Source organism: Reinekea thalattae (assembly GCF_008041945.1).
Taxonomy (GTDB): domain Bacteria; phylum Pseudomonadota; class Gammaproteobacteria; order Pseudomonadales; family Natronospirillaceae; genus Reinekea; species Reinekea thalattae.
The window spans coordinates 95896-120167 of the sequence record NZ_VKAD01000001.1; the positions used below are offsets into that span (position 1 = coordinate 95896).

Here is a 24272-nt window from a genome sequence, read left to right on the forward strand (position 1 = left end):
CTTCGATGTCTCGGCGGTATAACTATCAAGACTTAAAAACACTCATGGCGCGACTACGAGATAAAGACTCTGGTTGCCCGTGGGACGTTGAGCAAAGCTACCGAACCATTGTGCCTCACACCCTTGAAGAGGTGTATGAAGTGATCGATGCCATCGAGCGGCAAGATTACGATCACCTAGCCGAAGAGTTGGGTGATTTACTATTCCAAGTGGTGTTTTATGCGCAAATAGCCGCAGAAGAGGAGCGTTTTGCGCTGGACGATGTGATTCATCAGCTGGTCGAAAAAATGCTCTATCGTCACCCTCATGTTTTTATAAACGGCGATTTAGACGGCAAGCGCAGTGGCGACGTCAATACTGATATTGGCCGCCAATGGGAGGCTTTGAAGCAACAACAAAAGCCAGAGCACAGCCGAATTTTGGATGATGTGCCTAAGGCAATGCCGGGCTTATTACGGGCGAAAAAGTTACAAAAAAAGGCCGCCAAAGTGGGCTTTGATTGGCCCAATGTTGCGCAGGTGATCGACAAGGCTCACGAAGAGCTGGCAGAACTCGAAGAAGCCATTGAGTTGGGCGATAACGCACACATAGAATCTGAAATAGGTGATCTATTATTCGTGATGGCGAATGTTTGTCGTCATTTGAATATTGACCCAGAACAGGCCATCCGAAATACCAACCAAAAATTTGAGCGGCGTTTTGGTTATGTTGAACAGCAAGTGGCTGCTAGCGGTAACGACTGGTCTGCCTTTCAACTGCAACAGTTGGATGAATTTTGGGATCAAGCCAAAGCCGCTGAGCGCAACAAAAGCCGCTAAGCTAGCAATCCCGAAATAGAATCTAGTTAGTCCAAATAACGACCTCATAGTGCGAATGTTAGCTGGTAGCCAGCTGATCGATTCGCTATTCTGAATAAAAATAACAGCAAGGATCGTGGTTCTATGAAGCATCATTTCTCACTGACTTTTCAGCTGAATCGCTCGCAAGCGGTTAACGTCGCTACCTTAGCCGGTGGCATGCCAGGCCAAGATTTTCAAGTTGAAGCCGACCCGCTGGATAACGCCAAGTTTTGTATCCATTTTCAGCGCGATGGAGACTGCTCGGTGGAATTACTCAATTCGGCTAAAGAACAAGTACTTAACCTTGTTCCCGATGCTGAATTGATCGCCATGGATATGACTAACGAATTGCCTATGGCCGGCATTGTCGATGATATCACCAAGGTGGTTATCCAAGCCTGCCAGCTGTTTCAAGAGCCAGAATTGGCGCATACATGGTTGAATCAACCACAGCCGATATTAAACGGCGACGTGCCTAAGGTGTTGATGATCGAAGCCGAAGGGCGCACGCAAGTCTCTAAGGTGCTATTGCAGTTAAAGCAATCGATGCAGGGCGAAAACTAGATTAAGGGTCGCAGAATAAACAGCGCTGGTGCCTAGGGTTTCTCCTAAGGCATTAGCGCTTTTTTATGGCCTGCTCTTCGACCGAAGACAAGAAGCCGCGCAAAATGCTGAGCTCTTTTTTGCTTGGCCGGGCACGACGAAACAAGGCTTGTAAATGTTCAAGAGTTTGTCCTGGATGACGATCGTTAATAAAGCCGGTTGCTTGGCTCGCGTCACTTAAATGCTGCTGGAAGGCGATCAATTCTTTTTGCAGAGGGTATGCATCATCTTCTGTTAATTGGCTATCGTTTGGTTTATCAGCCTGAAAGACTTTAAATATTTCATAACAGATAATTTGTACTGCTTGGCTGAGGTTAAGCACTGGGTATTCAGGGCTGGTATCAATATTCACCTGAAAATGACACTGCTGGATCTCATCATTAAGTAAGCCGGTACGCTCACGACCAAACACAATGGCGACAGGTGCTTGCTGTTGTTCAGTCATTGATTTTTGCGCACATTGCTCAGGGCTTAATGCTGGTAGCTTAATAGAACGGTCGCGAGCGCTGGTGCCAATGACTAAGGCGCAATCTGCAATCGCCTCGCTTAGGCTGGTTACGACTGTCGCTTGTTCGAGTACGTCCAAGGCTTTGCCTGAACGGTTGCTGGCTTCTTCGCTTGGAAAGTCGACAGGGTCAACCAAGTAAAGCTGGTACAGACCCATGTTTTTCATGGCGCGCGCGACCGCACCGATATTTCCTGGGTGCCAGGTTTTTACAAGAACAATTCTAATATTTGGTTGCATAATAATTTGGTTGCTTTTTTATCGGCTATGTTGAGTCGGTGATTGTGGGCGAGTTTTAAAGTCGCCCACTTGAGGCTGCGTTTTAGAATCTAGGTCAGTCGGCTGACTCTGTTTTAGATCCAATCACGCGGATGCGAGCCGCCGTTACGGCGTTATCTTTGATCTGTAGAATCTCTACAAGATAGCCTTCTAGTTTAAGGCTGACGTTGGCATCAGGGATGTCTTCTATGTGTTCAAGAATCAAACCATTCAGCGTTTTTGGTCCGTCGGTTGGTAAATCCCAATCCAATGCTCGGTTGATATCGCGGATCGATGCCGTGCCATCGACAACATAACTGCCGTCGCGCTGAGGGTGAATTTCTTTGCTGCTGTTAGCAAGGTCGGTTGTGAACTCACCAACAATTTCTTCAAGCAAGTCTTCCAGCGTTACCAAGCCTTGAATGTCACCGTATTCGTCAACCACGAACGCCATACGCAATTGTTGATTCTGAAAGTTAATCAACTGGGTGTGCAACGGTGTGCCCTCAGGAACAAAATAAGGATCTTTGGCAGCCTTAGTCAGCATGACTTTAGACGGCTCATCAGAATACAAAAACTGTGCAGCGTCACGCACATGCATGATACCAATCACCTTATCCAAATCGCCTTTGTAAAGCGGGAAACGGGTGTATTCCAGTGCTCGAATTTGTTCGCTAATTTCTTCAACGCTGTCGTCTAGGTCGATACCGTTGACTTCGTTTCTCGGTACCATGATGTCGTCAACGGTAACGTTCTCCAGCTCTAAAATGCCGACCAGCATCGAGTGCCGATCTTCAGGCATGGTGCTGCTGGACTCGTTAACAATAGTTTTGAGTTCTTCTGGTGATAATGCTTCTTCGCTAGGCGCGTACTTGCCAATACGAAGTAACCAAAAGATGGCTTTAACAATGATGTTGACTAGCCAGACTGCAGGTGCCAACAGAGTTGAAAGGCCACGCAAAATATAGGATGCCGGAAAGGAAATGCGTTCAGGGTAACGCTGTGCCAGAGTTTTTGGTGTCACCTCTGCAAAAATTAACACCAAAGGCGTTAAAAAGACCGTCGCCGCCAGCGGTGCTAAATCGATGTTATCAACAAGCAGGCGTTGTGCAATAACGGTTGCTAAGGAAGCTGCTGCAATATTGACGATGTTATTGCCAATAAGAATCACGCTGATCAGTCTGTCGGGTTCATCCAGCAGCTTTGACGCCATCTTTGCGGAGCGATGGCCTTCATTAGTTAGGTGCTTAAGGCGGTAGCGGTTAAGCGACAGCATGCCAGTTTCTGAGCTAGAGAAAAAAGCAGACAGTAATAGGAGTAGACCTAAAATTATAAATAGTAGGCCCAAGGGAAATTCGTTCAACTGAGGACAGCCTCATTTGCTAAGGAAAGACGATTTTTACGATCTCTGGATTCAGTGTCAAGGCGTTGCATTCGGATAATCCGTATTTTTGTTGATTTAAGCAATATTCAGTACGTTAGTCGCCATTTAGCTGATATTTAACAGGTATTCGAGAACAAATTTCGAACCAATAAAGGCTAATACCAAAAAAACCGAGCCGGTATAGATCATTCGACTGGCACGTTGGCCACGCCAACCGAGTTGTAAATGGCCAAAAATTAGAGCGCCGTAAAAAAACCAAGCGATGACGGTGAGTACAGTTTTATGAATCAGATGTTGAGCAAAAATATTTTCGATGAAGGTGGCGCCAGTCACAATGGCGATAGTCAGCAAGCAAAAGCCAACGATCAGCCATTCAAACATAAGCCGCTCCATGGAGAGCAGTGGCGGCAATGCTTTCATGATACGACTGCTGGTGTGATGTTTGTGTAAGCCGGAAGACTGAATATCTACCAGCGCTGCTTGCAGTGTAGTAATAGTCATAATGCTGGCAGACAGCAAGGCAATAAATATATGAAATAGCATACCTGTCGAATAAAGCTTAGGTGCGGCATGTTGCGGAATATAGGCGGCAATAACGAGCAGCAATGCACAGATGGGCATCAAAAAAGTAAACAGGTTGTGCAGTGGCTTGGTTAAAGAGGAAATTAAAATCACTGAGATCATTAGCCAAATACAGATAGAGACGCTGTTGAGCAGGCTCAATTGCAATAGGCCATCAACATGTACCGTTAGCAGAATGTGCGCACTATGGGCCGCTAACCCAATATAAGCGGGTAGATAAATTTGCCATTTAGGGCGGTTATTGGCGCGCCAAACGCTGTCGATGGTGGTGATACCACAGGCAGAGTATGTGAGGATTGCAATCCATAAAAGCAAAATCATAACCAGAGCGGACCTGTTTCGGTGAAATATTTATCGAGCTAAATGAGTATGGTTATCAGTTTGCCATAGCAATGCGCGCTTTTCACGCATTGACTGCCATAGCCAGTGATTCCTGTTCGCTGTTATACTGCGGTCATTTTCTCGGTAGTGTGAATAGAACATGTTTAATAGTTTATCTGAACGCTTAAGCCAGACTCTCAAGCAAATTACCGGTCAGGCAAAACTGACCGAAGACAACATCAAAGATTCGCTGCGCGAAGTCCGTATGGCGTTGTTAGAGGCCGATGTTGCCTTGCCAGTCGTTAAGGCCTTTATTGATAATGTTCGAGAGCGGGCAGTTGGTCAAGAGGTGGCGCAGGCGCTGAACCCTGGTCAGCAGTTCTTAAAAATAGTTCAGGCAGAACTAGAGCAGGTGATGGGTGAGACAAATGAAGCGCTCAACCTCAAAGCTCAGCCGCCTGCTGTTGTGCTCATGGCGGGCTTGCAGGGTGCTGGTAAAACCACCACCACAGCCAAGTTAGCGCGTTTTTTAAAGGAACGCGAAAAGAAAAAAGTCATGGTGGTCTCGGCTGACGTTTATCGTCCTGCGGCGATCAAACAGTTGGAAACATTGGCGACAGAAGTCGGTGCACTGTTCCATCCTAGTGACGTTAAGCAAAAGCCAAAGGCGATTGTGAACTCGGCATTATCGGCTGCTAAAAAACAAGCCGTTGATGTTCTCTTGGTCGATACCGCCGGTCGTCTGGCGGTTGACGATGAGATGATGGCTGAGATTAAAACCCTGCATAAGGCGATTAATCCGATTGAGACGCTGTTTGTCGTCGACGCCATGACAGGTCAGGACGCTGCTAATACAGCTAAGGCGTTCAGCGATGTTCTACCGTTAACCGGTGTGGTGCTATCTAAAGCCGATGGCGATTCACGCGGCGGTGCGGCGTTATCTGTGCGCCACATTACTGGTAAACCGATTAAGTTTATCGGTATGGGTGAAAAAACCGATGCCTTAGAGCCGTTCCACCCTGACCGTATAGCCTCACGTATCTTGGATATGGGTGATGTCCTTTCGTTGATCGAAGAGGTTGAGCGTAAGGTCGATAAGCAAAAAGCTGAGCGACTTGCTAAAAAAATCAAAAAAGGCCAGTCATTCGATTTAGAAGATTTCCGTGAGCAGCTCGAGCAGATGAACAATATGGGCGGGCTTATGGGCATGATGGATAAAATGCCTGGCATGGGGCAAATGCAGCAGGCAGCTGGGCAACTGCAAGGCGCTGAGAATAAGTTCAAAAAGATGGGTGTCATTATTGATTCGATGACATTATTTGAACGCCGTTACCCCGATAAAATTTTAGGCTCGCGCAAAAAACGTATCGCCATGGGTTCTGGTACCAGCATTCAGGATGTCAACAGCGTGCTAAAACAGCATAAGCAGATGGCAAAAATGATGAAGAAGGTTGGGAAAAAAGGCGGCATGCAAAAGATGATGCGCGGCATGGGTGGTGCAGGTGGCGGAATGCCGGGCATGCCTGGCGGCGGCGCAGGTGGCTTACCGCCGGGTATCGGTGGCGGCAAACTGCCATTTTAGGCAGCAATAGCTTAGATCGTAGATCGCAACAGCAAGCTCGAAACCTATTAATAAGTTCGGTGCTATTAATAAGTTCGATGCTCTTAATACATTCGATACTTAGCGATAGCTCGGCATTATTAGCGTTCAGGGCTCATTAACGTTCAGTGTTATTTAATAGCGCTCACGCTAATCAGTATTGCATCGAGTTTTGAGTAACATAAAAGGGTAGGTAAGAATATGAAGTGGCTGGCTTTAATCGTTTGTGTTCTCGCATCAGGTTATTCTTATTCTGCCTGTAACTATTTTGTTGAGGGTGAAAGTGAGCAGTACTCTATCGATATATCGGATGGCGGTTGCTTAGAGCTTGATCTGCAAATCTATGAAAACGACAAGTTATCCTCAACTAAAAATCAGTTTTTATTTGGGAATGAGTGCACGCTAGAGCGAGCAACGGAAACTGTCTGCTATTCAGAAGGTAACTGCCGTACCTTTAACGGCATTTCGGGTTTTGCCTGTCACGCGGGCGGCGGCTCTGCATTAGCAGGCACAAGGTATCAACGCGCTGCCGACGAACAAAAGCATTGCGAGCTCCCCGGTTTTGAGCCCGTGGAAGTAACATTGCGTGTTTTTGAGTGCACCGAAGGCTGTGACGAAAAAGATATACCGTTAACCTTTAAAGATTTTTATATCTGCGATTAATCCCGACTAAGTCGTCTTGCTGGCGACTTAGTGACTAAATCCTTGCATTTCCCCCTCAAATCCCTATAATTTCGCGGCCTTAATTTCCGAGCATGCTCGGGTAATTTAAACTTTGGAGTCTGTTTAAAGGTAACCCCTTTAGCATTCCAAAACGGCAGGTGATTTTAAAGCTTGCCCTAACTAGGAGAACGCGATGGTAGTCATTCGACTTTCACGTGGCGGTTCTAAGAAACGCCCGTTTTATCATCTAACTGTAGCTGACAGCCGTAACGCCCGTGATGGACGTTTTATCGAGCGAGTTGGTTTCTTTAACCCAATAGCCCGTGGACAGGAAGAGCGCCTTCGCGTTGCTCAAGACCGTGTCGACTATTGGGTAAGCAAGGGTGCACAGACTTCTGATCGTGTCGCCCAATTGCTTAAAGAGTACAAGAAAGCCCAAGCCTGATAAGTTTGAACTAAGGCATAAGGTTGAGCCATGACTCTTAAGACTCCGCAAGATTATATAGTACTAGGTAAGATTTCCTCGGTTTACGGGGTTCAAGGTTGGGTGAAGGTTTACTCTTACACTGAACCATTGGATCGTATTCTCGAATATGGTAATTGGACTTTACGTCAGGGTAATAACCTGACCTTGGTGGAAGTCGATAAAGGCAGAAGTCATGGCAAGGGAATGGTGGCGCATCTACGCGGTATTGATGATCGCGAAGTTGCTAAACAGTATTCAGGTTTTGAAATCTGTGTACCTAAAAACCGCCTCCCGGAGTTATCCGACGGTGAATACTATTGGTATGAGCTAGAAGGATTATCCGTAGTGACATTAAATAATGAGTCACTCGGAGTTGTGGATTATATGATGAGTACCGGCGCTGGGAACGACGTGTTGGTAGTTAAAGGCGATGCGCACAGTATTGATCGGCGTGAGCGTTTAATTCCATACGTTGAGCAGTTTGTTCACGATGTCAGCTTAGAAGCTGGCCGTATTGTGGTCGACTGGGACCCAGAGTTTTAATGAAAGAAGGTATCGATCAGCCAGCATTGTCGTTTGGGTTGGTCACTCTTTTTCCTGAGATGTTTACATCTTTTTCGGATTACGGAGTGACAGGTCGGGCAGTAAAGGATGGCTTGGTTTCTGTAGATTATTGGAACCCAAGAGACTTTACTCACGATCGCCACCGAACCGTCGATGACCGTCCATTTGGTGGCGGACCTGGCATGTTGATGAAGGTTCAGCCTTTACGCGATGCAATCAGCGCTGCAAAAGCAGCAAGCGAACGGCAAAGCAAGGTGATTTATTTATCACCACAGGGGCGAAAGCTGGATCAGCAAGGAGTTGTCGAATTATCGACTAACGAACGCTTAATTTTTGTTTGCGGACGTTATGAAGGTATCGATGAACGACTGATTGAAACCGATATTGATGAAGAATGGTCACTGGGCGATATCGTCTTAAGTGGCGGCGAATTGGCGGCAATGTCCTTTATGGACGCCATCTCAAGGCTTGTTCCTGGGGTGTTGGGTCATGAGCAATCATCAGTTGAAGACTCTTTCTTTAACGGCTTATTGGATTGTCCGCACTATACTCGACCGGACGTTTTAGAAGGCTTATCGGTGCCAGAGGTGCTACTCAGCGGTCATCACGAAAATATTCGGGTATGGCGTGAGCAGCAATCTCTGGGACGAACTTGGCAAAGACGACCTGATTTATTAGAGGGTCGTGAGCTGACTAAACATCAGCAAACTCTTTTAGACAAATATATTAGTGAGCTAAGCTCACGCGACTGATCAGGAGCTGAATCATGAGCAACAAGAATCTGATTATTCAGCAGTTAGAAGCTGAACAGATGACAAAAGAAATTCCTGCTTTTGGCCCAGGTGATACTGTGGTTGTACAGGTTAAAGTAAAAGAAGGTGAGCGCGAGCGTCTACAGGCGTTCGAAGGTGTGGTTATCGGTAAACGTAACCGCGGCCTAAACTCAGCATTCACAGTTCGTAAAATCTCGAACGGTGTTGGTGTTGAGCGTGCTTTCCAAACCTACTCTCCGTTAGTAGATAGCATCGAAGTCAAGCGTCGTGGTGACGTTCGTCAAGCGAAGCTTTACTACCTACGTGAGCGTTCAGGTAAATCTGCTCGTATTAAAGAGAAGATTGCTGCAAAGAAAGGCTAATAGGCCCGATTTGTACAGACTAAAAAAGGCAGCTTCGGCTGCCTTTTTTGTGTTTCAGTTTTTTATTTTTTATCTTTAAAGTGGCTGCGCAATAACTCATTGCAAAAAAGTCATTGTCATTAACAACTATTCAACCTGCAAGGCCGCTTGATACGTTGACCTAACTTGCGGCGTTCAGTAATGTTCCACTTTGCAAATCCAGTATAACAAGCAATCCAGCACAAGAAGCAATCCAGCATAAAAGCAAAAAAAGAGGCATATTTTGAAACCAGTCAATGTCGGTATATGTGGGCTCGGTACAGTCGGTACCGGAACCTTTAATGTGTTACAACGTAATTTAAAAGATATCGCACGTCGTGCCGGTCGCTCAGTGCAGATTACGCACGTCGGTGCTCGACGTAAGCCCGATGTAAACCTTGCTGGAATTACCCATTCGACTGATATTTTTGCTGTCGCTAAAGATCCAAACGTACATATTTTGGTTGAGTTGATCGGTGGTACAACGGTCGCCAAAGATTTGGTTTTAATGGCGATTGAACATGGCAAGGGTGTCGTTACCGCCAACAAAGCGTTAATCGCATTACACGGTAATGAAATTTTCGCAGCTGCAGAAGCCAAAGGCGTTGTGGTTGCTTATGAAGCCGGCGTTGCCGGTGGTATACCGATTATTAAAGCCATCCGTGAAGGTTTGGTTGCCAATAAGATCACCAGTGTTGCTGGCATTATCAATGGCACCACCAACTTTATTTTGACGGAAATGTCTGAAAAAGGCCGTGACTTTGACGATGTACTCGCCGAAGCCCAAGCGCTGGGTTATGCCGAGGCCGACCCAACCTTCGACGTCGAAGGCATCGATGCTGCGCATAAGCTATCGATCTTAGCGGCAAACGCCTTTGGTATTGCACTGCAATTCGATAAGGTATTTACCGAAGGCATTACTGAGATCACTACAGAGGATGTTCAGTACGCAAGTGAGCTGGGTTATCGAGTTAAGCATTTAGGTATTGCTCGCCGTACCGAAAGCGGTGTTGAAATGCGAGTACACCCGACGCTGATCCCAGAAAAACGATTGATCGCCAATGTTGATGGCGTGTTAAACGCTGTCTTAGTACAGGGCGATGCTGTCGGTCCAACCATGTATTACGGTGCTGGTGCTGGTGCTGAGGCAACTGCTTCTTCGGTTATTGCAGACATCGTCGATATGGCCCGTGATATCGACAGCCCAGGGCTAGTGCCGCATTTAGGCTTTAGCATTGAGACCGAAGATTTGCCGGTACTTAGTGCAGAAGAGATGACTACCTCTTATTATTTGCGTATTTCAGTGAAAGACGAAGTCGGCCAAATGGCAAAAATCGCACAAACTCTGAGTGATCATGGCATTAATATGGAAGCCATCATTCAAAAAGAAGGGCCAGAAAGCGAAACACTGGTACCGTTAATTATTCTGACGCAACCGGTTAAAGAACGAGCGATGAATTTGGCGATTGGCGCGCTCGAAGCGTTACCGTCAATTCCTAATAAAATTGTTCGTATTCGAACAGAGCGGTTAGACGGTTAAGCGCAAAAGCCTTTAAACCAAATAACTAGAATCTGCTCAATGCTATAAAGAGATAACACAGTGAAATACATAAGTACGCGTGGTAACGCACCAGAATTAGAATTTGAAGACGTTTTATTAACTGGCCTAGCCAGTGATGGCGGCCTTTATGTGCCGAAAGAACTGCCGCACTACAGCCTAGATGAAATTCGTAGCTGGCGTGATCTGCCTTATGCCGAGCTTGCCTTTAAGGTGATTAAGCCGTTTGTTGGCGGTGCCATTGAAGACAGTGCGTTACAGAGCATGATTAACGACACCTATGCCGGCTTCGCGCATAACGCCGTCGCACCCCTGGCTCAGATCGATAACAACGAATACGTTTTAGAATTATTCCAAGGGCCAACGCTGGCGTTTAAAGATTTCGCCTTACAGCTGTTAGGCCGTCTGTTAGATCATGTATTGACCAAACGAAATGAACGCGGGGTTATCATCGGCGCAACTTCTGGCGACACTGGCTCAGCAGCTATTGAAGGCTGTAAGCACAGTGATCGGTTGGATATTTTTATCATGTATCCGCATAACCGAGTATCGGAAGTGCAGCGCCGCCAGATGACCACCATTAAGGGCGATAATGTTTATAACCTAGCCGTTGAAGGTAACTTTGACGATTGCCAAGGCATGTTGAAAGCCTGCTTTGCCGATCAGAGTTTCTTAAAAGGCGAGCGTCGATTAATCGCGGTTAACTCCATTAACTGGGCGCGTATTATGGCGCAGGTGGTTTACTATTTTTACGCCTCATTAAATTTAGGTGGCCCTGATCGCGACATGGCGTTTTCAGTGCCCACCGGTAATTTTGGTGATATTTTTGCCGGTTACTTAGCGCATAAGATGGGCTTGCCGGTTAAGCAGCTTATTGTTGCGACCAACAAAAACGATATTCTGCACCGCGCCATTAGCCAGAATAAATATGAGAAGCACCCACTGGCACAAACATTATCGCCTTCTATGGATATTGTGGTTTCGTCTAATTTTGAGCGTCTATTGTTCGATGTTTACGGTCGTGATGGTGCTGCGTTGTCGCAGTTGATGCAGAAGATGAACACAGAAACGGTCGAGTTCGATGCCCAAGGTATGGCCGCAGTACGTCAGCTGTTCGATAGCTACTCGGTTGATGATGATGTTACCTGCGAAACCATTAAGCAGCTGTACGGTGAAACAGGCTATTTGCTTGATCCGCATACAGCCATTGGCGTAAAAGCCGCACGTGAATGTCGCCGAGATGCCAAAACGCCGATGATTACTTTAGGTACCGCGCATCCGGTTAAGTTTACTCAGGCGATCGAAAAAGCTGGCCTAGAAGCACCTAAATTACCGCACCATCTGCAAGATCTATTTGAGCGTGAAGAGCGTTTTACAGTCATGCAAAATGATCTTGATGAGCTCAAAAGCTTTGTCGCAAAAACTATTTTTGCGTGAGCAGCACGCCGCTCGTAAGCTCGTCGGTTAAGCCTGATTTGACTCAGTCTAAACCAGCTCAATCTCAAACGTCGCAGCCTGTTGTCGGAATTTCTGTTGCTGGAGTTAAAGTACAAACTCGGCGGCAACAGGCAGCAGACCAATCAGTTGGTGAGGCTAACTCACCAACTGATCATCACGCACGTTCAGTGCATCCCGATCCACTGCTTAATCGACTTTACTTGGCGCGCGGTATTCGCCATGCCGATGAATTAGAAACCAGCATGCAAGCCTTGCTGGACTGGCAGAGCCTAAAAGGGATTGATCAAGCGGTCGAATTACTACTGGCAGCTCGACAGCAACAGCAGCGAGTGATGATTGTTGGCGACTACGATGCCGATGGCGCAACCTCAACGGCATTAGCCATGCTTGGTCTGTCGGCAATGGGCTTGAATGTTCAGTATCAATTGCCCAACCGTTTTGAATACGGTTATGGCTTGTCGCCAGCCATTGTCGAATTGGTGTTACAGCAGCAACCGGATTTAATCTTAACGGTCGATAATGGTATCTCCAGCTTTGACGGCATCGCTCTTGCCAAACAGCATGGCGTCAAGGTGCTAGTGACCGACCATCATTTACCGGCGGATACGCTGCCTAATGCCGATGCCATTGTTAACCCGAATCAACCAGGTTGCGCCTTTGCCAGTAAAGCCGCCTGTGGTTGTACGGTTATGTTTTATGTGCTGATTGCGTTGCGCGCAGCGCTAAGAGAGCAGGGTGAGCAAGCGCTGCCTAACTTGGCGCAGTGGCTCGATTTAGTAGCGCTAGCAACCATCGCCGATGTTGTACCGCTGGATAAAAATAATCGAATGTTGGTCAGTAATGGCTTGCAGCGTATCCGCCAAGGTCGAATGCGACCGGGAATGAAAGCCTTATTTGAAGTCTCAGGCCGTGACTGGCAGTTTGCCAGCTCTGAAGATTTTGGCTTTAGCTTGGGGCCGCGCTTAAATGCTGCTGGTCGATTGGGTGATATGTCGGTGGGTGTACAGTTACTACTGACCGAACAGCCCGCTCATGCGCACCAATTGGCGACAGATTTGCAAAATCTAAACAGCGAACGGCGACAAATAGAAGCCTCTATGCTGCATGAGGTTGAGCGAATTATGGGTGACTTAACAGAGAATACGGCCGCCTACAGCCAGGTTGTTTTCGGTGACAGCTGGCATGAAGGTGTCATTGGTATTTTAGCCTCACGTATTAAAGATCGTATTTATCGACCTGTGGTTGCTTTTGCTCGAGATGACAATGGCGAACTAAAAGGCTCAGCGCGTTCGATCAAAGGTATTCATTTACGTGATTGCTTGGATTGGTTGAGTAAGCAACAGCCCGAACTGATCTTAAAATTTGGTGGCCACGCCATGGCTGCCGGTTTGACGATACGAGAAGCCGATTTGGCTGCTTTTACTCAAGGTTTTGAGCAGGCAGTACAGCAATTGGCAGAAGCTGAAGCATTAACTCAGCAGCTTTGGGTCGACGGTGAACTTGGCGCGCAAGAATTAAACTTAGCCAATGCATTAACACTGGAGCAAGCAGGGCCTTGGGGCCAGTCTTTTCCTGCGCCGAGTTTTTATGGTGAGTTTGCTGTTAGTGACAGTCGGGTGTTGGCTGGTAAACACCTAAAGTTAACCTTAGTGAATGGTCAGAATTCTCTGGCGGCGATAGCCTTTAATGTGCCGCAAGAACATTTAGCTCAGACGGTTAATCAGGTGCGGGGAGTCTATCAGCTCAGCTGCAACCGTTTTCGTGGTGCAACAACACTGCAATTGGTGTTTTCAAACATAGAAATTGACTAGCCCGCGATACAGATAGCGGGCTCATTAGGCTTAAGCGCTGAGTTCAGTTGTATACTGATGTACTTGGCTTTGTTTCCAAATAAGGCGTCGTAGCTCAGCCTGTAGGTCTGGCGATTTCAACACAGAGTCTAAACGCTCTAGGCTCATGCGTTGCAAGCTCCATAAGCTGTAATGGCTCTTTTCAAATACCATAGACAGGGTTTCTTCGATGCTTAGCTGGCTTTGTTCGCTGAGGTGGATAAGGTCTTGCAGAAGTGCAGGGTGAAGCTTTTGGCTGATGGTTTCTATCGTTGTTTTCATTGTAGCCCCCTTAAATGTCGTGATGTCATTAGGAAAGTCGAGAACAAAAATACGTCGATTGGCTTGGCCAATATTTGACCTGCATCATATTTACCATTGCTCCGTGCTGCAATTTTTTTTTGCTAAAAATGGTTATTTTTTATTACTGCAATTGCACTGCATTGGCTACCGAATTGGCGGCAATTACTGTAGAATCCGGTGCCTTTTGAGGGTCCTGAGCCATAGGGCTAAGCGATTGAAACGTTAGGAGTAAAAGTGGAAGTTAATCCGATTCGAGAACAGATAAAAGACTTAAGCGCCCGTACCGACGTGCTTAGGGGGTACCTTTGACTTCGCTCATAAAAAAGAGCAGTTAGACGAAGTTGAACGTGAGCTAGCGCAGCCAGAGATCTGGAACGATCCAGAGCGAGCGCAAAGCCTTGGCCAGCAACGTTCATCGTTAGAACGTGTGGTACAAACCATTGAAAATCTCGATAACGGCTTAGCCGATGCAACCGATTTACTCGATATGGCGGTTGAAGAAAACGACGCCGATTCCGTTGCCGATGTGCAAGCGGAGTTGGATGGCTTACAAGCACAGCTTGAAGTACTTGAATTTCGTCGCATGTTCAGCGGCGAGATGGACCCAAACAACGCCTATTTAGATATCCAAGCCGGCTCCGGCGGTACCGAAGCGCAAGATTGGGCCGAAATGCTGCTGCGCATGTACTTGCGTTGGGGTGAAGAGAAGGGCTTTAAAACCGAATTAATGGAAGCCTCGGCCGGTGAAGTTGCAGGCATCAAGTCGGCCACTATTCGCTTTGAAGGTGAATACGCCTTTGGTTGGTTACGTACCGAAACGGGCGTGCATCGTTTAGTGCGTAAATCGCCATTTGATTCGGGTAATCGCCGCCATACCTCGTTTTCGTCGGTGTTTGTCTCGCCAGAAATCGACGATAATGTCGATATCGAAATCAACCCAGCCGATTTACGAATCGACGTTTACCGTGCCTCTGGTGCCGGTGGTCAGCACGTTAACCGAACCGAATCTGCGGTGCGTATTACTCACGAACCGACTGGCATTGTGACTCAGTGTCAGAATGACCGTTCCCAGCATAAAAACAAAGACCAAGCCATGAAGCAGCTAAAAGCCAAGCTTTACGAGCGTGAAATGATGTTACGACAAGAGGCGGCGCAAGTGGTTGAAGACAGCAAGTCTGACATTGGCTGGGGCAGCCAGATTCGTTCTTATGTATTGGACGACTCCAGAATCAAAGATTTACGTACCGGTGTTGAAAACCGAAATACCCAATCGGTACTTGATGGCAACTTAGATCCATTTATTGAGGCTTCTTTGAAAAAAGGCCTGTAATGAGCCGGTGCTCAACGAGCACTGAATGAAACCTAACACTTTTAATGCAACCGTGACTCGAACGAGCGGTATTTGGAAGAGACGATGAGCGATAACACAACAGACAATCAAATCAGCCAAACGGAAGAAAACCACATCATAGCGGAGCGCAAGCAAAAGCTGGCTCAACTGCAAGAGACACGTGGTATCGCCTTTCCTAATGACTTTCAGCGCGATGATCAAGCCGGTCAATTGCAAGCCGAATACGGCGAGTTAGAAAAAGAAGTGTTGGCAGAACGAAACATTCAAGTGGCGATTGCAGGCCGAGTTATGCGTCGCGGCGGGCCATTTGTTGGCGTACGAGATGTGTCTGGCAGCATTCAGTTTTACATGGGTAAACCACTGCAAAAAGAAAGTGATGATTGGAAGTTACTCGATATCGGCGATATCGTCGGCGCGCGTGGTACCTTGGCAAAATCCGGTAAAGGTGAGCTGTATGTTAATGTTGAGCGTATTGAAGATCTCACCATTCTGACTAAATCACTACGACCGTTACCCGATAAATTCCACGGCCTAGCCGATCAAGAAGCCAAGTACCGTCAGCGTTATGTTGATCTTATGGTTTCTGAACAAACGCGTACCGTGTTTGAAGTGCGTTCAAAAGTGGTTAACGGCATTCGTAATTATTTGGCTGAGCGCGACTTCATGGAAGTTGAAACTCCGATGTTGCAAGTTATTCCAGGTGGCGCAACGGCGCGTCCGTTCATTACTCATCACAATGCGATGGATCGTGACCTGTACTTGCGCATCGCTCCTGAGCTTTATTTGAAGCGTTTGGTTGTCGGCGGTTTTGAGCGAGTGTTCGAAATTAACCGTAACTTCCGTAATGAAGGTGTATCGACGCGTCATAACCCTGAGTTCACCATGCTTGAATGGTATCAGGCGTACGCCGATTATAACGATCTGATGGATTTAACCGAAGACATGTTGCGCACAGTCGCCACCGATGTTTTGGGTAGCACAGCACTGCATTACCAAGGCCGCGATTACGACTTGGCACAACCCTTTGAACGTATTTCGATGTTTGACTCCATTCTTAAGTTCAACCCAGAACTTAAGTCTGAAGACATCAACAACCTAGAGTCTGCAACCAAAGTTGCTACTGGCTTAGGTGTGCAGGTGAAGGCGAGTTGGGGTTTAGGTAAAGTACAGACCGAAATCTTTGAAGAAACGGTTGAAGAAAAACTGTTCGATCCGACCTTTATCACCGAGTACCCAGCGGAAATCTCACCGTTAGCGCGTCGTAACGATAATAACCCAGAAGTGACCGACCGCTTTGAATTCTTCTTAGGTGGCCGTGAAGTGGCTAACGGTTTCTCGGAGTTGAACGACCCGATCGATCAGGCTGAGCGTTTCCAAGCACAGGTCGCAGAGAAAGATGCCGGTGATGATGAAGCCATGTTTTACGACGCCGACTACATCAATGCACTGGAATACGGCATGCCACCAACTGCTGGTGAAGGTATCGGTATTGACCGATTGGTGATGTTTTTAACCGATTCACCTTCGATTAAAGACGTTATCCTGTTCCCGCATATGAAGCCCAAAGCCTAAAGCAACGACTAAGTTTGGCCATCATCGATGGCTAAACTTTCAATATCAGTGCATGGTTTAAAACAAGGGCATTGAATTGATTAAAAAAGCACCGATCAGGTGCTTTTTTTTATTCAGAAAACCGCAGTGATTACAAAAAAATACAAATCGAATCAGGAATGGAATTGCTCTGATTTGGCAAACAGGCTAAGCATCTATCCCCAAGTAAAGAATGCCCTAATCGCGATAGCCGTTGTTGATCAAATAACTTTAGCGTTAGCTAAATTAATTATTGCTGGCATTCTAAGTTACTGAAAAATAAGGATATTTTATTTGCTGGTTAAAAAATGAACAAATTGTTGCAGCCGCTTAATTTGGCTGTTTGATGACATAATCGCCTGCTTGTTCACAGAGATATCCACAGATTCTGTGGACAGTTTTCTCTAGCCCAGACATCGTGCGGAGTTGTCGGGAAACGAACAAAGAGTCAAATAATAAACGCTTTTTTTGGATCAGTGTTTAGTCGAAAAATTACTACTTAGAATGCAATTGGACAGACAATATCAGGCGCCTTCTGAAGAAATATCGTTGATATGCTATTAGAGCTCTATCCACTATAAATGAAGCATCTGAGTTTATTTTGGGCTTATTAAGGTTAGGTGCTAAAACTAAACAAAGATGCTCTTGCTCAATCCCCGACAATGTTACCTTTCAAACAATATTTAGTTTTCGCTATACAGTGCAAACTGGTGAATCAATGGGCGTTTCAAGCCTGTTAACGGCATTGCATACTCGGATTAAAAATTGCAATTGGGTTACTGGGAATTCACTTACCAGGAACTTTTTATGCCGTTAAAAACTTATCAAGAGCAAGAGCTGTTTTTTACTCCTAACTTTTTAGAGCCCGCCAGTAAGGCGCAAAGCTATGCTTATCGCGGTGAGCTTATTATTAAAGAAGGCGATGTTGCTGATGACTCTGGTCGTCGTAAACCGCCGGTTTCGGTGTTGCGCGATGCGATTCTTTTATCCGACGACAATAAGCTTTCGATGATGGTCGGCGGGTTAGATGATATAGCCGATGCCGAAAAGTTGATGCAGCGTTATGGCAGCAATATTGCTGACGGTGCGCCAGTTATTCTGTTAGCGCCTAACCTAGCTTGCGATTGCCAAAGTGAGATAGAGGGCATTAGGTGCGAATTATTGCGTTGGGATGCGATGGTCTGGAGTCAGGTTTCAGAAGAAATGAGATTGGAAAAGAGTGACTTCAAAGGTCAGTCATCCGCAGAGAAGGTGGAGACGCTGTACAGCGAAGCTGTAACCTATAAGCCGAAAAACCCGTTTATTCCATTTAATGAGGTTTTAGCCACGGCAACAGAGTCAAAGCGAGAGTTGCACGGCGCGATATAACTAATAAGCCAAATGAACGGATTGCGACCTGAGTTTAGGTTTCAATCCGTTTTTATTTGGCTGAACAATTAACTCAGCTCTTAAAAATTTAGCCAATCAGTTGATCAATTGTCTCTTTCATTGATTGAGTATGTTGATAATCAATCGGTATATGCGTCAACTGGTTATTGTTGAGTAAAGCGAGGGAAGGAAAAGAATTCAGTTGCAGCTGCCGGGCTTGGTCGATCTCTTTTTCTAAACTGTTCGCTTGTTTTAATTCTTGCATCGCTTTAATAAATTCTTGTTTATCTAATCCGATCGCTTCTGCGCACTGTTGGAGCGTTTCTAGGTCTGAAGGGTTCTGTGCATTTAGGTAGTAAGCCTGCTGAATTTGGCTAAGCATGTCACTTTCTAGATTAAATTTTCTGGCCACTAGGCAAGCTCGACAAGCAGGATAGGTGGAACGCCGCGGTTTGCAATCTCGCCAAAAATCGAAATTAAATTCTGTACCTAGTTGCTGATTAATGTGACGCCAAATACCTTGGAGGTTGGTTTGCATTTGCGCCGTCATCGGTTCATCGGAATCTGCAGCAAGGCCGCCAAGCAGATAAACGATTTCTAACTTGCCATTGTCGAGCAGCGGTTGCAGCTCGGTTTTAAGTGCATTCCAAGTGGGTTTGAACCCCCAGCACCAGCTACACATTGGGTCGTAGCAGTAAATTAATTTTGCACTCATAAATTTTCTCTTAATTAATATTTAAACTTTTTTCGCTTACTTATTCTGGTTCTGGCTATAAGCGAGATGTTTCTGTTTTTTATATTTTTAGTCTGGTTGTTTATAGATTTTACTGTTTATAAATTTTATTTTTTTAGATCTATAAACAGGCTAACTAAATTTAAATGTCATGAATTTATTAAATAGTTAAAAAAATAGTCGGCAGCCTAATAGACCTTGAGGCTGATTCTGTTTATTCAAGTCGAATCGGTAATTTAATTTATTGAAATGTGAATAATGTTTAGTTTACAGCAAGTTGACGTGGCTTTCGGTTGTAAAAGAAAGTCTGTTTGTTATGGTTTTTAGCGATCTCGTTATCAAGATCATAACTTGTTAAAAAATAATTAAGTTTTTAGGAGGAATAAAATGCTTACTTGGGTGCTCACCTTTTTGCTGGTTGCAATTGTTGCAGGTGTGCTTGGTTTTTCTGGTATTGCAGGTGCTGCTGCCAGCATCGCTAAGATTATATTTTTCATCTTTTTAGTTTTATTTTTAATTGTCGTTATTCAACGTCTCTTAAGCAGACCTAAATCTGATCTCTGATGTTTGTTTTTTTCGTGGATTTCAATTTTAAATAAAATTTATAAGAGAGAGTGAGAAGATGAAAAATATAGTTATGACATTATCTGCCGTTTTATTGTCGTTAATGATGGTTGCCTGTTCGGATGCAAGTCGACAGGAAGAACTGAAACAGGATGTTAATGATGTCTCAGAAGATGTTGGCGATGCAGTTTCCGATGGCGTCGATGGCGCTAAAGATGCGTTAGGCGATGCCGGTAATGAAGTTGAAGATCTGTGCGAGTCGGTGAAGGAAGATCTGAACACTGAACAGCAGAACTGTTAAGTCAGCGATATATATTTGCTAAAGCCGCCGGTTGGGCGGCTTTTTTTATGTTCTAAAAGCGGTATTCAATTCAGGCCGTATTCAGTCTCGCTGGATTAATCTGTGTTCATTGTTCAGATAACCCTGTGGAGCTACAGATGAAAACAATACTTGCTCGATTTAAGCCATTTACATCAGCTACGGCACATCGAATGACTCGGTCGCTTAACTTGAATGTACTAACAACGCCCGTTATTACTGCAGTCGCACTGCTTTGCGCGTCTTTAGCCAATGCCGGTGGTCACTCTGGAGAGTATTTTTATACCACTGCTCGGGTAGTCGATGTGACTCCAATGTATGAATACCACCGTACTTATCCATCGCACTCGTCTCACCAGCCGCATTACGGTAATGATCAGCGCTGCAAAATTAAGCATGTTGAAGTGCATAATACACATAGAGATTCAGGTGCCGTCGGGGCGATTATTGGCGGCGCTATTGGTGCTCATATCGGTTCTAGTATTGGTGATTCTCGCGAAGCTACAGCGGTTGGTGCTATTGCGGGTAGCGTATTAGGCGGTGCCGTGGGTCAGCAACAAAGCAGTTCGGTGCATTATCGAGTCGGACAGGATTGTTATCAGCGTCCAACACATCATAGCCAAGGTTATGAAAAACCTTATCGAGAATATCGCGAGTTGATTGGCTATAAGGTTCGCTACCGCTACAATGGTCGCGAATTTTCGATGACGACGCATGAACATCCAGGTCGTACCGTTCGCATTCGTGTGGAGGTGCAGCCTAATCGGCGTTAAATGCAGTGAGGGGGAATGAATGTCACGAATGGCATCAATGTTACTAATCAGTGCGCTATGGCTTAGCGCAATACCAATGGCGAATGCCGCCGTGCACCCCTGTACAAAAGAGGCTTTGCCGCTGACTTCTGAGAAATCAGTGGTTAAGGCAATAGAATGCATTTATCAGGGCCGAGTGGCTAAGGTTGAACGTAAAGACGGTTATTATCGGTTACGAGTGGTAACGCCCGATGGCCGCATTCGCAATGTCGATGTGGACCCAAAAACAGGCCAGCCACTGAAGTAAGGCAATTCGGTCGTTTTTATGGCTTTTTATAACAGCACAGAATTGGATACAGCGCATGAGATTGCTAATAGTCGAAGACGAGCAGGGGTTACGAGATCATTTGCTCGCAGCCTTTAAAAAGGAAGGTTTTGCTGTCGATGTCAGCGATAACGGCAAGGAGGGTTTGTTCTTTGCGATGGAAACCGATTACGACGCTGCCATTATCGATATTGGTCTACCTGAGATCGATGGTTTAGAAGTCGTGCGCAGTTTACGACAAGCAGGAAAAAGCTTTCCTATTATTTTGCTCACAGCACGCGGACACTGGAAAGATAAGGTCGATGGTTTAGAAAGTGGTGCCGACGATTACCTAGCCAAGCCTTTTGTATTCGATGAACTACACGCTCGGGTTAAAGCATTAATGCGCCGCAGTGTTGGCATGAGCAGTGCCACATTAGAGTTGGGCGATTACAGTTTAAACACCTCGACCAAAACAGTATCCGTTGCTGGTGTCAGCGTTGAATTAACCAGTTACGAATACAATACGTTGGAATATTTAATGACCCACCGCGACAAGGTGGTCTCTAAAACCGAGTTGACCGAACATCTCTACGAACAGGATTACGATCGCGACAGCAATGTTATCGAAGTATTCGTACGTCGGTTACGTAAAAAACTCGACCCAGAAAATACCCGAAACCCGATCATCACTCAGCGTGGTCAGGGTTACCGCTTTAACGTATCGGCAGCTGCGAACGAATGACATTCTCTTTGCACTCGTTAACCGCACGGCTGCTCTTGGCCGTTGCGCTTCAATTGGTGTTGTTTTTAGGCGTTACTGGCTATGCGTTGGATAGAGCCTATGAGAAAAGCCAGCTTGCCGGTCAAGGCGAACAGCTGTTTATCCGCATCTTCAATCTAATCTCTGTTGCCAGCTTCGACGACAATCAACTTGATCTACCACGGGCATTACGCGAGCAGCGTTTTAATTCACCAGAGTCTGGGTTAATCGGTATGGTGTTAGATGCCGATCGACAACCGATTTGGCGCAGTCTATCCAGCGAGTGGTTCACCGAAGAAGAGTGGCTAAAAAGGCAGCCGGCCTTATCGGCTGGCGATGAGCAATTTGGTGTCCACGCCGACTATGTTTATCAACGTAATGGTTTTGTTTGGGAAGATAGCAACGGACAAGAGCAGTACTTTGAGTTTTGGGTGTTAGAGTCAGCAGAGCCCTTTCGCTCATCGTTGCAAACCTTTCGGCGGCAGTTATGGGGCAGCTTTATTGCGTTGTCGGTTTGTTTGATGGTGTCGATGCTGTTTGTCACACTGTGGGGCTTAAAGCCATTACGCTTGCTGGCCAGTCGCTTACATCGTATTCGCATTGGTAAAGCAGAAAGCCTAACCGGCGATTACCCGCAAGAATTAACGCCTCTTACCAATAGCCTAAATCAATTGCTGGTTGCCGAGCGCACTCAGCGAGAGCGTTATCGCCAAGCGATGGGCGATTTAGCGCACAGCCTAAAAACACCGTTGGCCATTTTACGCAATGAATCGCCGGCCGAACCGTTGATCAATGAACAAATCGATCGTATGGATCAGATTGTGCGTTATCAACTGCATCGCGCCGTCACGGATTCACGCACCGGCTCGACCATCGGTCAGCATTGTCAGCTGGATGAAGTGATCCTGCGTATCGCTAAAGCCTTAACCAAGGCTTATCAAGACGACGACAAAGCATTAGAGGTTGAAGGGCCAGAGCAGGCAATTACCGTGGCGATGGATTCTAACGATGTCTTCGAGATATTTGGCAATCTTATCGATAACGCACTGAAATATGGTCGTAGTTTAGTCGTGGTGAGTTTTCAGCTCGACGATACCAGTGTCGAAGTCTGCGTCGATGATGATGGTCCAGGTATCGATGCAGAACTGCATCGGAAGATATTTGCTCGCGGTCAGCGGTTAGATACTTTAACGCCTGGTCAGGGGATTGGTTTGTCGATGGTGAAGGATATTTTAGCCAGTTACCGCATTGAATTGTCGGTTGGCGCAAGCCCCTTTGGCGGGGCTCGCTTTGCGGTTCGTATGCCGCGACTTAATGATTAATTAGGCCGTGTTGCCTAAAATTTGGAACCAATAAACCGCATAACCGACTAGCGTTAAAGCCAGTAAAATGACTAGGTGAGATCGTTTTGGGTCGGTTCGGCGGCGCGATCGCAACGGCCGTACGCCCAATGCAAATAGGCTGATCAGCGCGCAAATACCGAGTAAGTACGGTAGCCACTGTACCCATTGAGCTTGCCAAGTACGACGAATGTAGATGTCGTTGTAGCGAACCAATGCGTTATCAAACTCAGGCGCAGCAACCCAAACTAAAATCTGTACAATAAAAATAATTGACCAGCCAGCCAGTGCCGATACTTGCAGCATGCGAGTTAAGGGGTCTGGTCGCCTTTTACGGCGTTCACGTCTTTCTTCCACAATCTCTACCTATTCAATGGTTAGTCGATGGCCATTTTCATTCAGCCAATTTCGTTGTGCTTTGTATGTTGGATTAAATTCTTCTACCAGTTGCCAAAACTGAGCGGAATGATTCATGTGCACCAGATGCGCGACCTCATGAGCGACAAGATAGTCAATAACTGGCTCTGGTGCCATCATAATCAGCCAATTGTATTGAATAACGCCTTCAGATGAGCAATGCCCCCACTTTGTTTTGGTCTTGCGCAATTTCAAGCCAGTATAACGGTGTTGTAGGTTAAATTTAATAACCAGTTCACGAGTTTTTTTATCTAACCAGAATTGCGCTTGCTGTTTATAAAAATCGGCAAGAGTTGTCAGTAGGTACTGGTTCTTATTGACCAGCTGGCAGTGAAGGCCCTGTTCGACCAATTGCCATTGGTTTTTATCGGCAACTTCAACGTGCAGTGCGACGTTAAAACCCATAAATGGAATGTGTCGCGCGTTGAGTAGATCTGGCTTTTGCAGTTGACGTTGTTCAATATCAAAAAGCTTTTGGCGGATCCAATGGTCGTGTTCATTAACAAAGGTTTGCGCCAACTTTATCGGTGTGCGGTAAGGTGCGCGAACTTCAATCAGCTCGGGCTTAACATGCAGTGCCATGGTTTTACGTCGACTGAACGTCAGCTTTACTGACTGCTCACGCCAAGATAATTTATCGAAGTGTGAGTTTTTTTTGGCAGAGGAAGTCATAGATGGCAGGCTA

General features: G+C 46.1%; 27 protein-coding genes. 20 read left to right on the top strand and 7 right to left on the bottom strand.

The features are described 5' to 3' along the window. Positions 1 to 5 precede the first annotated feature (5 nt). Positions 6 to 818: a nucleoside triphosphate pyrophosphohydrolase gene (mazG, locus tag FME95_RS00455; RefSeq protein ID WP_147712013.1), complete on the top strand. Its 813-nt coding sequence runs from the start codon at positions 6 to 8 to the stop codon at positions 816 to 818. A 123-nt stretch (positions 819 to 941) separates the two neighbouring features. Beyond that, positions 942 to 1403 (top strand): MbcA/ParS/Xre antitoxin family protein, encoded by a 462-nt coding sequence (locus FME95_RS00460; protein WP_147712016.1) that lies wholly within the window; start codon positions 942 to 944, stop codon positions 1401 to 1403. Positions 1404 to 1455: 52 nt separating this feature from the next. Here FME95_RS00460 and FME95_RS00465 read toward each other — a convergent pair whose 3' ends face one another. The 3 genes from FME95_RS00465 to FME95_RS00475 form a co-directional block, all read right to left on the bottom strand. Further along, positions 1456 to 2187, bottom strand: coding sequence for an RNA methyltransferase (locus FME95_RS00465; protein ID WP_147712019.1), 732 nt, complete (start codon positions 2185 to 2187; stop codon positions 1456 to 1458). A 94-nt stretch (positions 2188 to 2281) separates the two neighbouring features. Beyond that, the gene (locus tag FME95_RS00470) at positions 2282 to 3568 is read right to left on the bottom strand and encodes an HlyC/CorC family transporter (RefSeq protein WP_147712021.1); all 1287 of its coding nucleotides are present in this window, start codon (positions 3566 to 3568) and stop codon (positions 2282 to 2284) included. Between the two features lie 126 nt (positions 3569 to 3694). Then, a complete protein-coding gene (locus FME95_RS00475) occupies positions 3695 to 4492 on the bottom strand; it encodes a cytochrome C assembly family protein (RefSeq protein ID WP_147712024.1) in 798 nt (265 codons plus the stop codon). Positions 4493 to 4652: 160 nt separating this feature from the next. On the opposite strand from FME95_RS00475, the gene ffh reads away from it, so the two are divergent. From ffh to recJ, 9 genes are all read left to right on the top strand, one after another. Further along, entirely contained in the window at positions 4653 to 6074 is a 1422-nt protein-coding gene (gene ffh / locus FME95_RS00480) for a signal recognition particle protein (protein ID WP_147712027.1), read from the top strand. A gap of 219 nt (positions 6075 to 6293) precedes the next feature. Beyond that, entirely contained in the window at positions 6294 to 6755 is a 462-nt protein-coding gene (locus tag FME95_RS00485) for a hypothetical protein (protein ID WP_147712030.1), read from the top strand. A 193-nt stretch (positions 6756 to 6948) separates the two neighbouring features. Further along, positions 6949 to 7200, top strand: coding sequence for a 30S ribosomal protein S16 (gene rpsP, locus FME95_RS00490; RefSeq protein ID WP_147712032.1), 252 nt, complete (start codon positions 6949 to 6951; stop codon positions 7198 to 7200). Positions 7201 to 7230: 30 nt separating this feature from the next. Then, positions 7231 to 7764, top strand: coding sequence for a ribosome maturation factor RimM (gene rimM, locus FME95_RS00495; RefSeq protein ID WP_147712035.1), 534 nt, complete (start codon positions 7231 to 7233; stop codon positions 7762 to 7764). Next, on the top strand, positions 7764 to 8537 hold the full coding sequence (trmD, locus tag FME95_RS00500; RefSeq protein WP_342783307.1) for a tRNA (guanosine(37)-N1)-methyltransferase TrmD: 774 nt from the start codon (positions 7764 to 7766) through the stop codon (positions 8535 to 8537). The genes rimM and trmD overlap by 1 nt, the downstream gene beginning before the upstream one ends. A 14-nt stretch (positions 8538 to 8551) precedes the next feature. Then, a complete protein-coding gene (gene rplS / locus FME95_RS00505) occupies positions 8552 to 8920 on the top strand; it encodes a 50S ribosomal protein L19 (RefSeq protein WP_147712037.1) in 369 nt (122 codons plus the stop codon). Between the two features lie 262 nt (positions 8921 to 9182). Beyond that, on the top strand, positions 9183 to 10478 hold the full coding sequence (locus tag FME95_RS00510) for a homoserine dehydrogenase (RefSeq protein ID WP_147712040.1): 1296 nt from the start codon (positions 9183 to 9185) through the stop codon (positions 10476 to 10478). A gap of 60 nt (positions 10479 to 10538) precedes the next feature. Further along, positions 10539 to 11933 (top strand): threonine synthase, encoded by a 1395-nt coding sequence (gene thrC / locus FME95_RS00515; RefSeq protein WP_147712043.1) that lies wholly within the window; start codon positions 10539 to 10541, stop codon positions 11931 to 11933. A gap of 38 nt (positions 11934 to 11971) precedes the next feature. Continuing rightward, positions 11972 to 13765 (top strand): single-stranded-DNA-specific exonuclease RecJ, encoded by a 1794-nt coding sequence (gene recJ / locus FME95_RS00520; RefSeq protein WP_246109295.1) that lies wholly within the window; start codon positions 11972 to 11974, stop codon positions 13763 to 13765. A gap of 30 nt (positions 13766 to 13795) precedes the next feature. On the opposite strand, the gene FME95_RS00525 is transcribed toward recJ, so the two are convergent. Next, the gene (locus FME95_RS00525) at positions 13796 to 14065 is read right to left on the bottom strand and encodes a hypothetical protein (protein ID WP_147712046.1); all 270 of its coding nucleotides are present in this window, start codon (positions 14063 to 14065) and stop codon (positions 13796 to 13798) included. A 255-nt stretch (positions 14066 to 14320) separates the two neighbouring features. Between FME95_RS00525 and prfB the strand changes: the two genes are divergently transcribed. The 3 genes from prfB (at position 14321) to FME95_RS00540 (ending at position 18395) form a co-directional block, all read left to right on the top strand. Beyond that, positions 14321 to 15416, top strand: a protein-coding gene (prfB, locus tag FME95_RS00530; RefSeq protein WP_147712049.1) for a peptide chain release factor 2 whose coding sequence is annotated in 2 segments (ribosomal slippage) — positions 14321 to 14392 and positions 14394 to 15416 — 1095 coding nt in all. Because the reading frame shifts where the segments join, the coding sequence is not laid out codon by codon here. 84 nt (positions 15417 to 15500) lie between these two features. Beyond that, positions 15501 to 17009: a lysine--tRNA ligase gene (gene lysS / locus FME95_RS00535; protein WP_147712052.1), complete on the top strand. Its 1509-nt coding sequence runs from the start codon at positions 15501 to 15503 to the stop codon at positions 17007 to 17009. 825 nt (positions 17010 to 17834) lie between these two features. Then, positions 17835 to 18395: a hypothetical protein gene (locus FME95_RS00540; protein WP_147712055.1), complete on the top strand. Its 561-nt coding sequence runs from the start codon at positions 17835 to 17837 to the stop codon at positions 18393 to 18395. Between the two features lie 88 nt (positions 18396 to 18483). Here FME95_RS00540 and FME95_RS00545 read toward each other — a convergent pair whose 3' ends face one another. After that, a complete protein-coding gene (locus FME95_RS00545) occupies positions 18484 to 19110 on the bottom strand; it encodes a DsbA family protein (protein ID WP_147712057.1) in 627 nt (208 codons plus the stop codon). Positions 19111 to 19515: 405 nt separating this feature from the next. Here FME95_RS00545 and FME95_RS00550 point away from each other — a divergent pair, with 405 nt between their 5' ends. From FME95_RS00550 to FME95_RS00575, 6 genes are all read left to right on the top strand, one after another. After that, positions 19516 to 19692, top strand: a complete 177-nt coding sequence (locus FME95_RS00550) for a DUF1328 domain-containing protein (RefSeq protein WP_147712059.1) — start codon at positions 19516 to 19518, stop codon at positions 19690 to 19692. 58 nt (positions 19693 to 19750) lie between these two features. Further along, the gene (locus FME95_RS00555) at positions 19751 to 19993 is read left to right on the top strand and encodes a YtxH domain-containing protein (RefSeq protein WP_147712063.1); all 243 of its coding nucleotides are present in this window, start codon (positions 19751 to 19753) and stop codon (positions 19991 to 19993) included. A gap of 137 nt (positions 19994 to 20130) precedes the next feature. Further along, on the top strand, positions 20131 to 20784 hold the full coding sequence (locus FME95_RS00560) for a glycine zipper 2TM domain-containing protein (RefSeq protein ID WP_147712066.1): 654 nt from the start codon (positions 20131 to 20133) through the stop codon (positions 20782 to 20784). Positions 20785 to 20803: 19 nt separating this feature from the next. Beyond that, positions 20804 to 21070: a PepSY domain-containing protein gene (locus FME95_RS00565; protein ID WP_147712069.1), complete on the top strand. Its 267-nt coding sequence runs from the start codon at positions 20804 to 20806 to the stop codon at positions 21068 to 21070. Positions 21071 to 21125: 55 nt separating this feature from the next. Beyond that, on the top strand, positions 21126 to 21812 hold the full coding sequence (locus FME95_RS00570; RefSeq protein ID WP_147712072.1) for a response regulator transcription factor: 687 nt from the start codon (positions 21126 to 21128) through the stop codon (positions 21810 to 21812). Continuing rightward, on the top strand, positions 21809 to 23152 hold the full coding sequence (locus FME95_RS00575; RefSeq protein ID WP_147712074.1) for an ATP-binding protein: 1344 nt from the start codon (positions 21809 to 21811) through the stop codon (positions 23150 to 23152). Before FME95_RS00570 ends, FME95_RS00575 begins: the two co-directional genes overlap by 4 nt. Here FME95_RS00575 and FME95_RS00580 read toward each other — a convergent pair whose 3' ends face one another. Together FME95_RS00580 and FME95_RS00585 are read right to left on the bottom strand one after the other, a co-directional pair. Further along, the gene (locus FME95_RS00580) at positions 23153 to 23527 is read right to left on the bottom strand and encodes a hypothetical protein (RefSeq protein ID WP_147712076.1); all 375 of its coding nucleotides are present in this window, start codon (positions 23525 to 23527) and stop codon (positions 23153 to 23155) included. It lies immediately after the preceding gene. A 9-nt stretch (positions 23528 to 23536) separates the two neighbouring features. Next, on the bottom strand, positions 23537 to 24259 hold the full coding sequence (locus FME95_RS00585; protein ID WP_187265396.1) for a M48 family metallopeptidase: 723 nt from the start codon (positions 24257 to 24259) through the stop codon (positions 23537 to 23539). Positions 24260 to 24272: the final 13 nt, after the last annotated feature.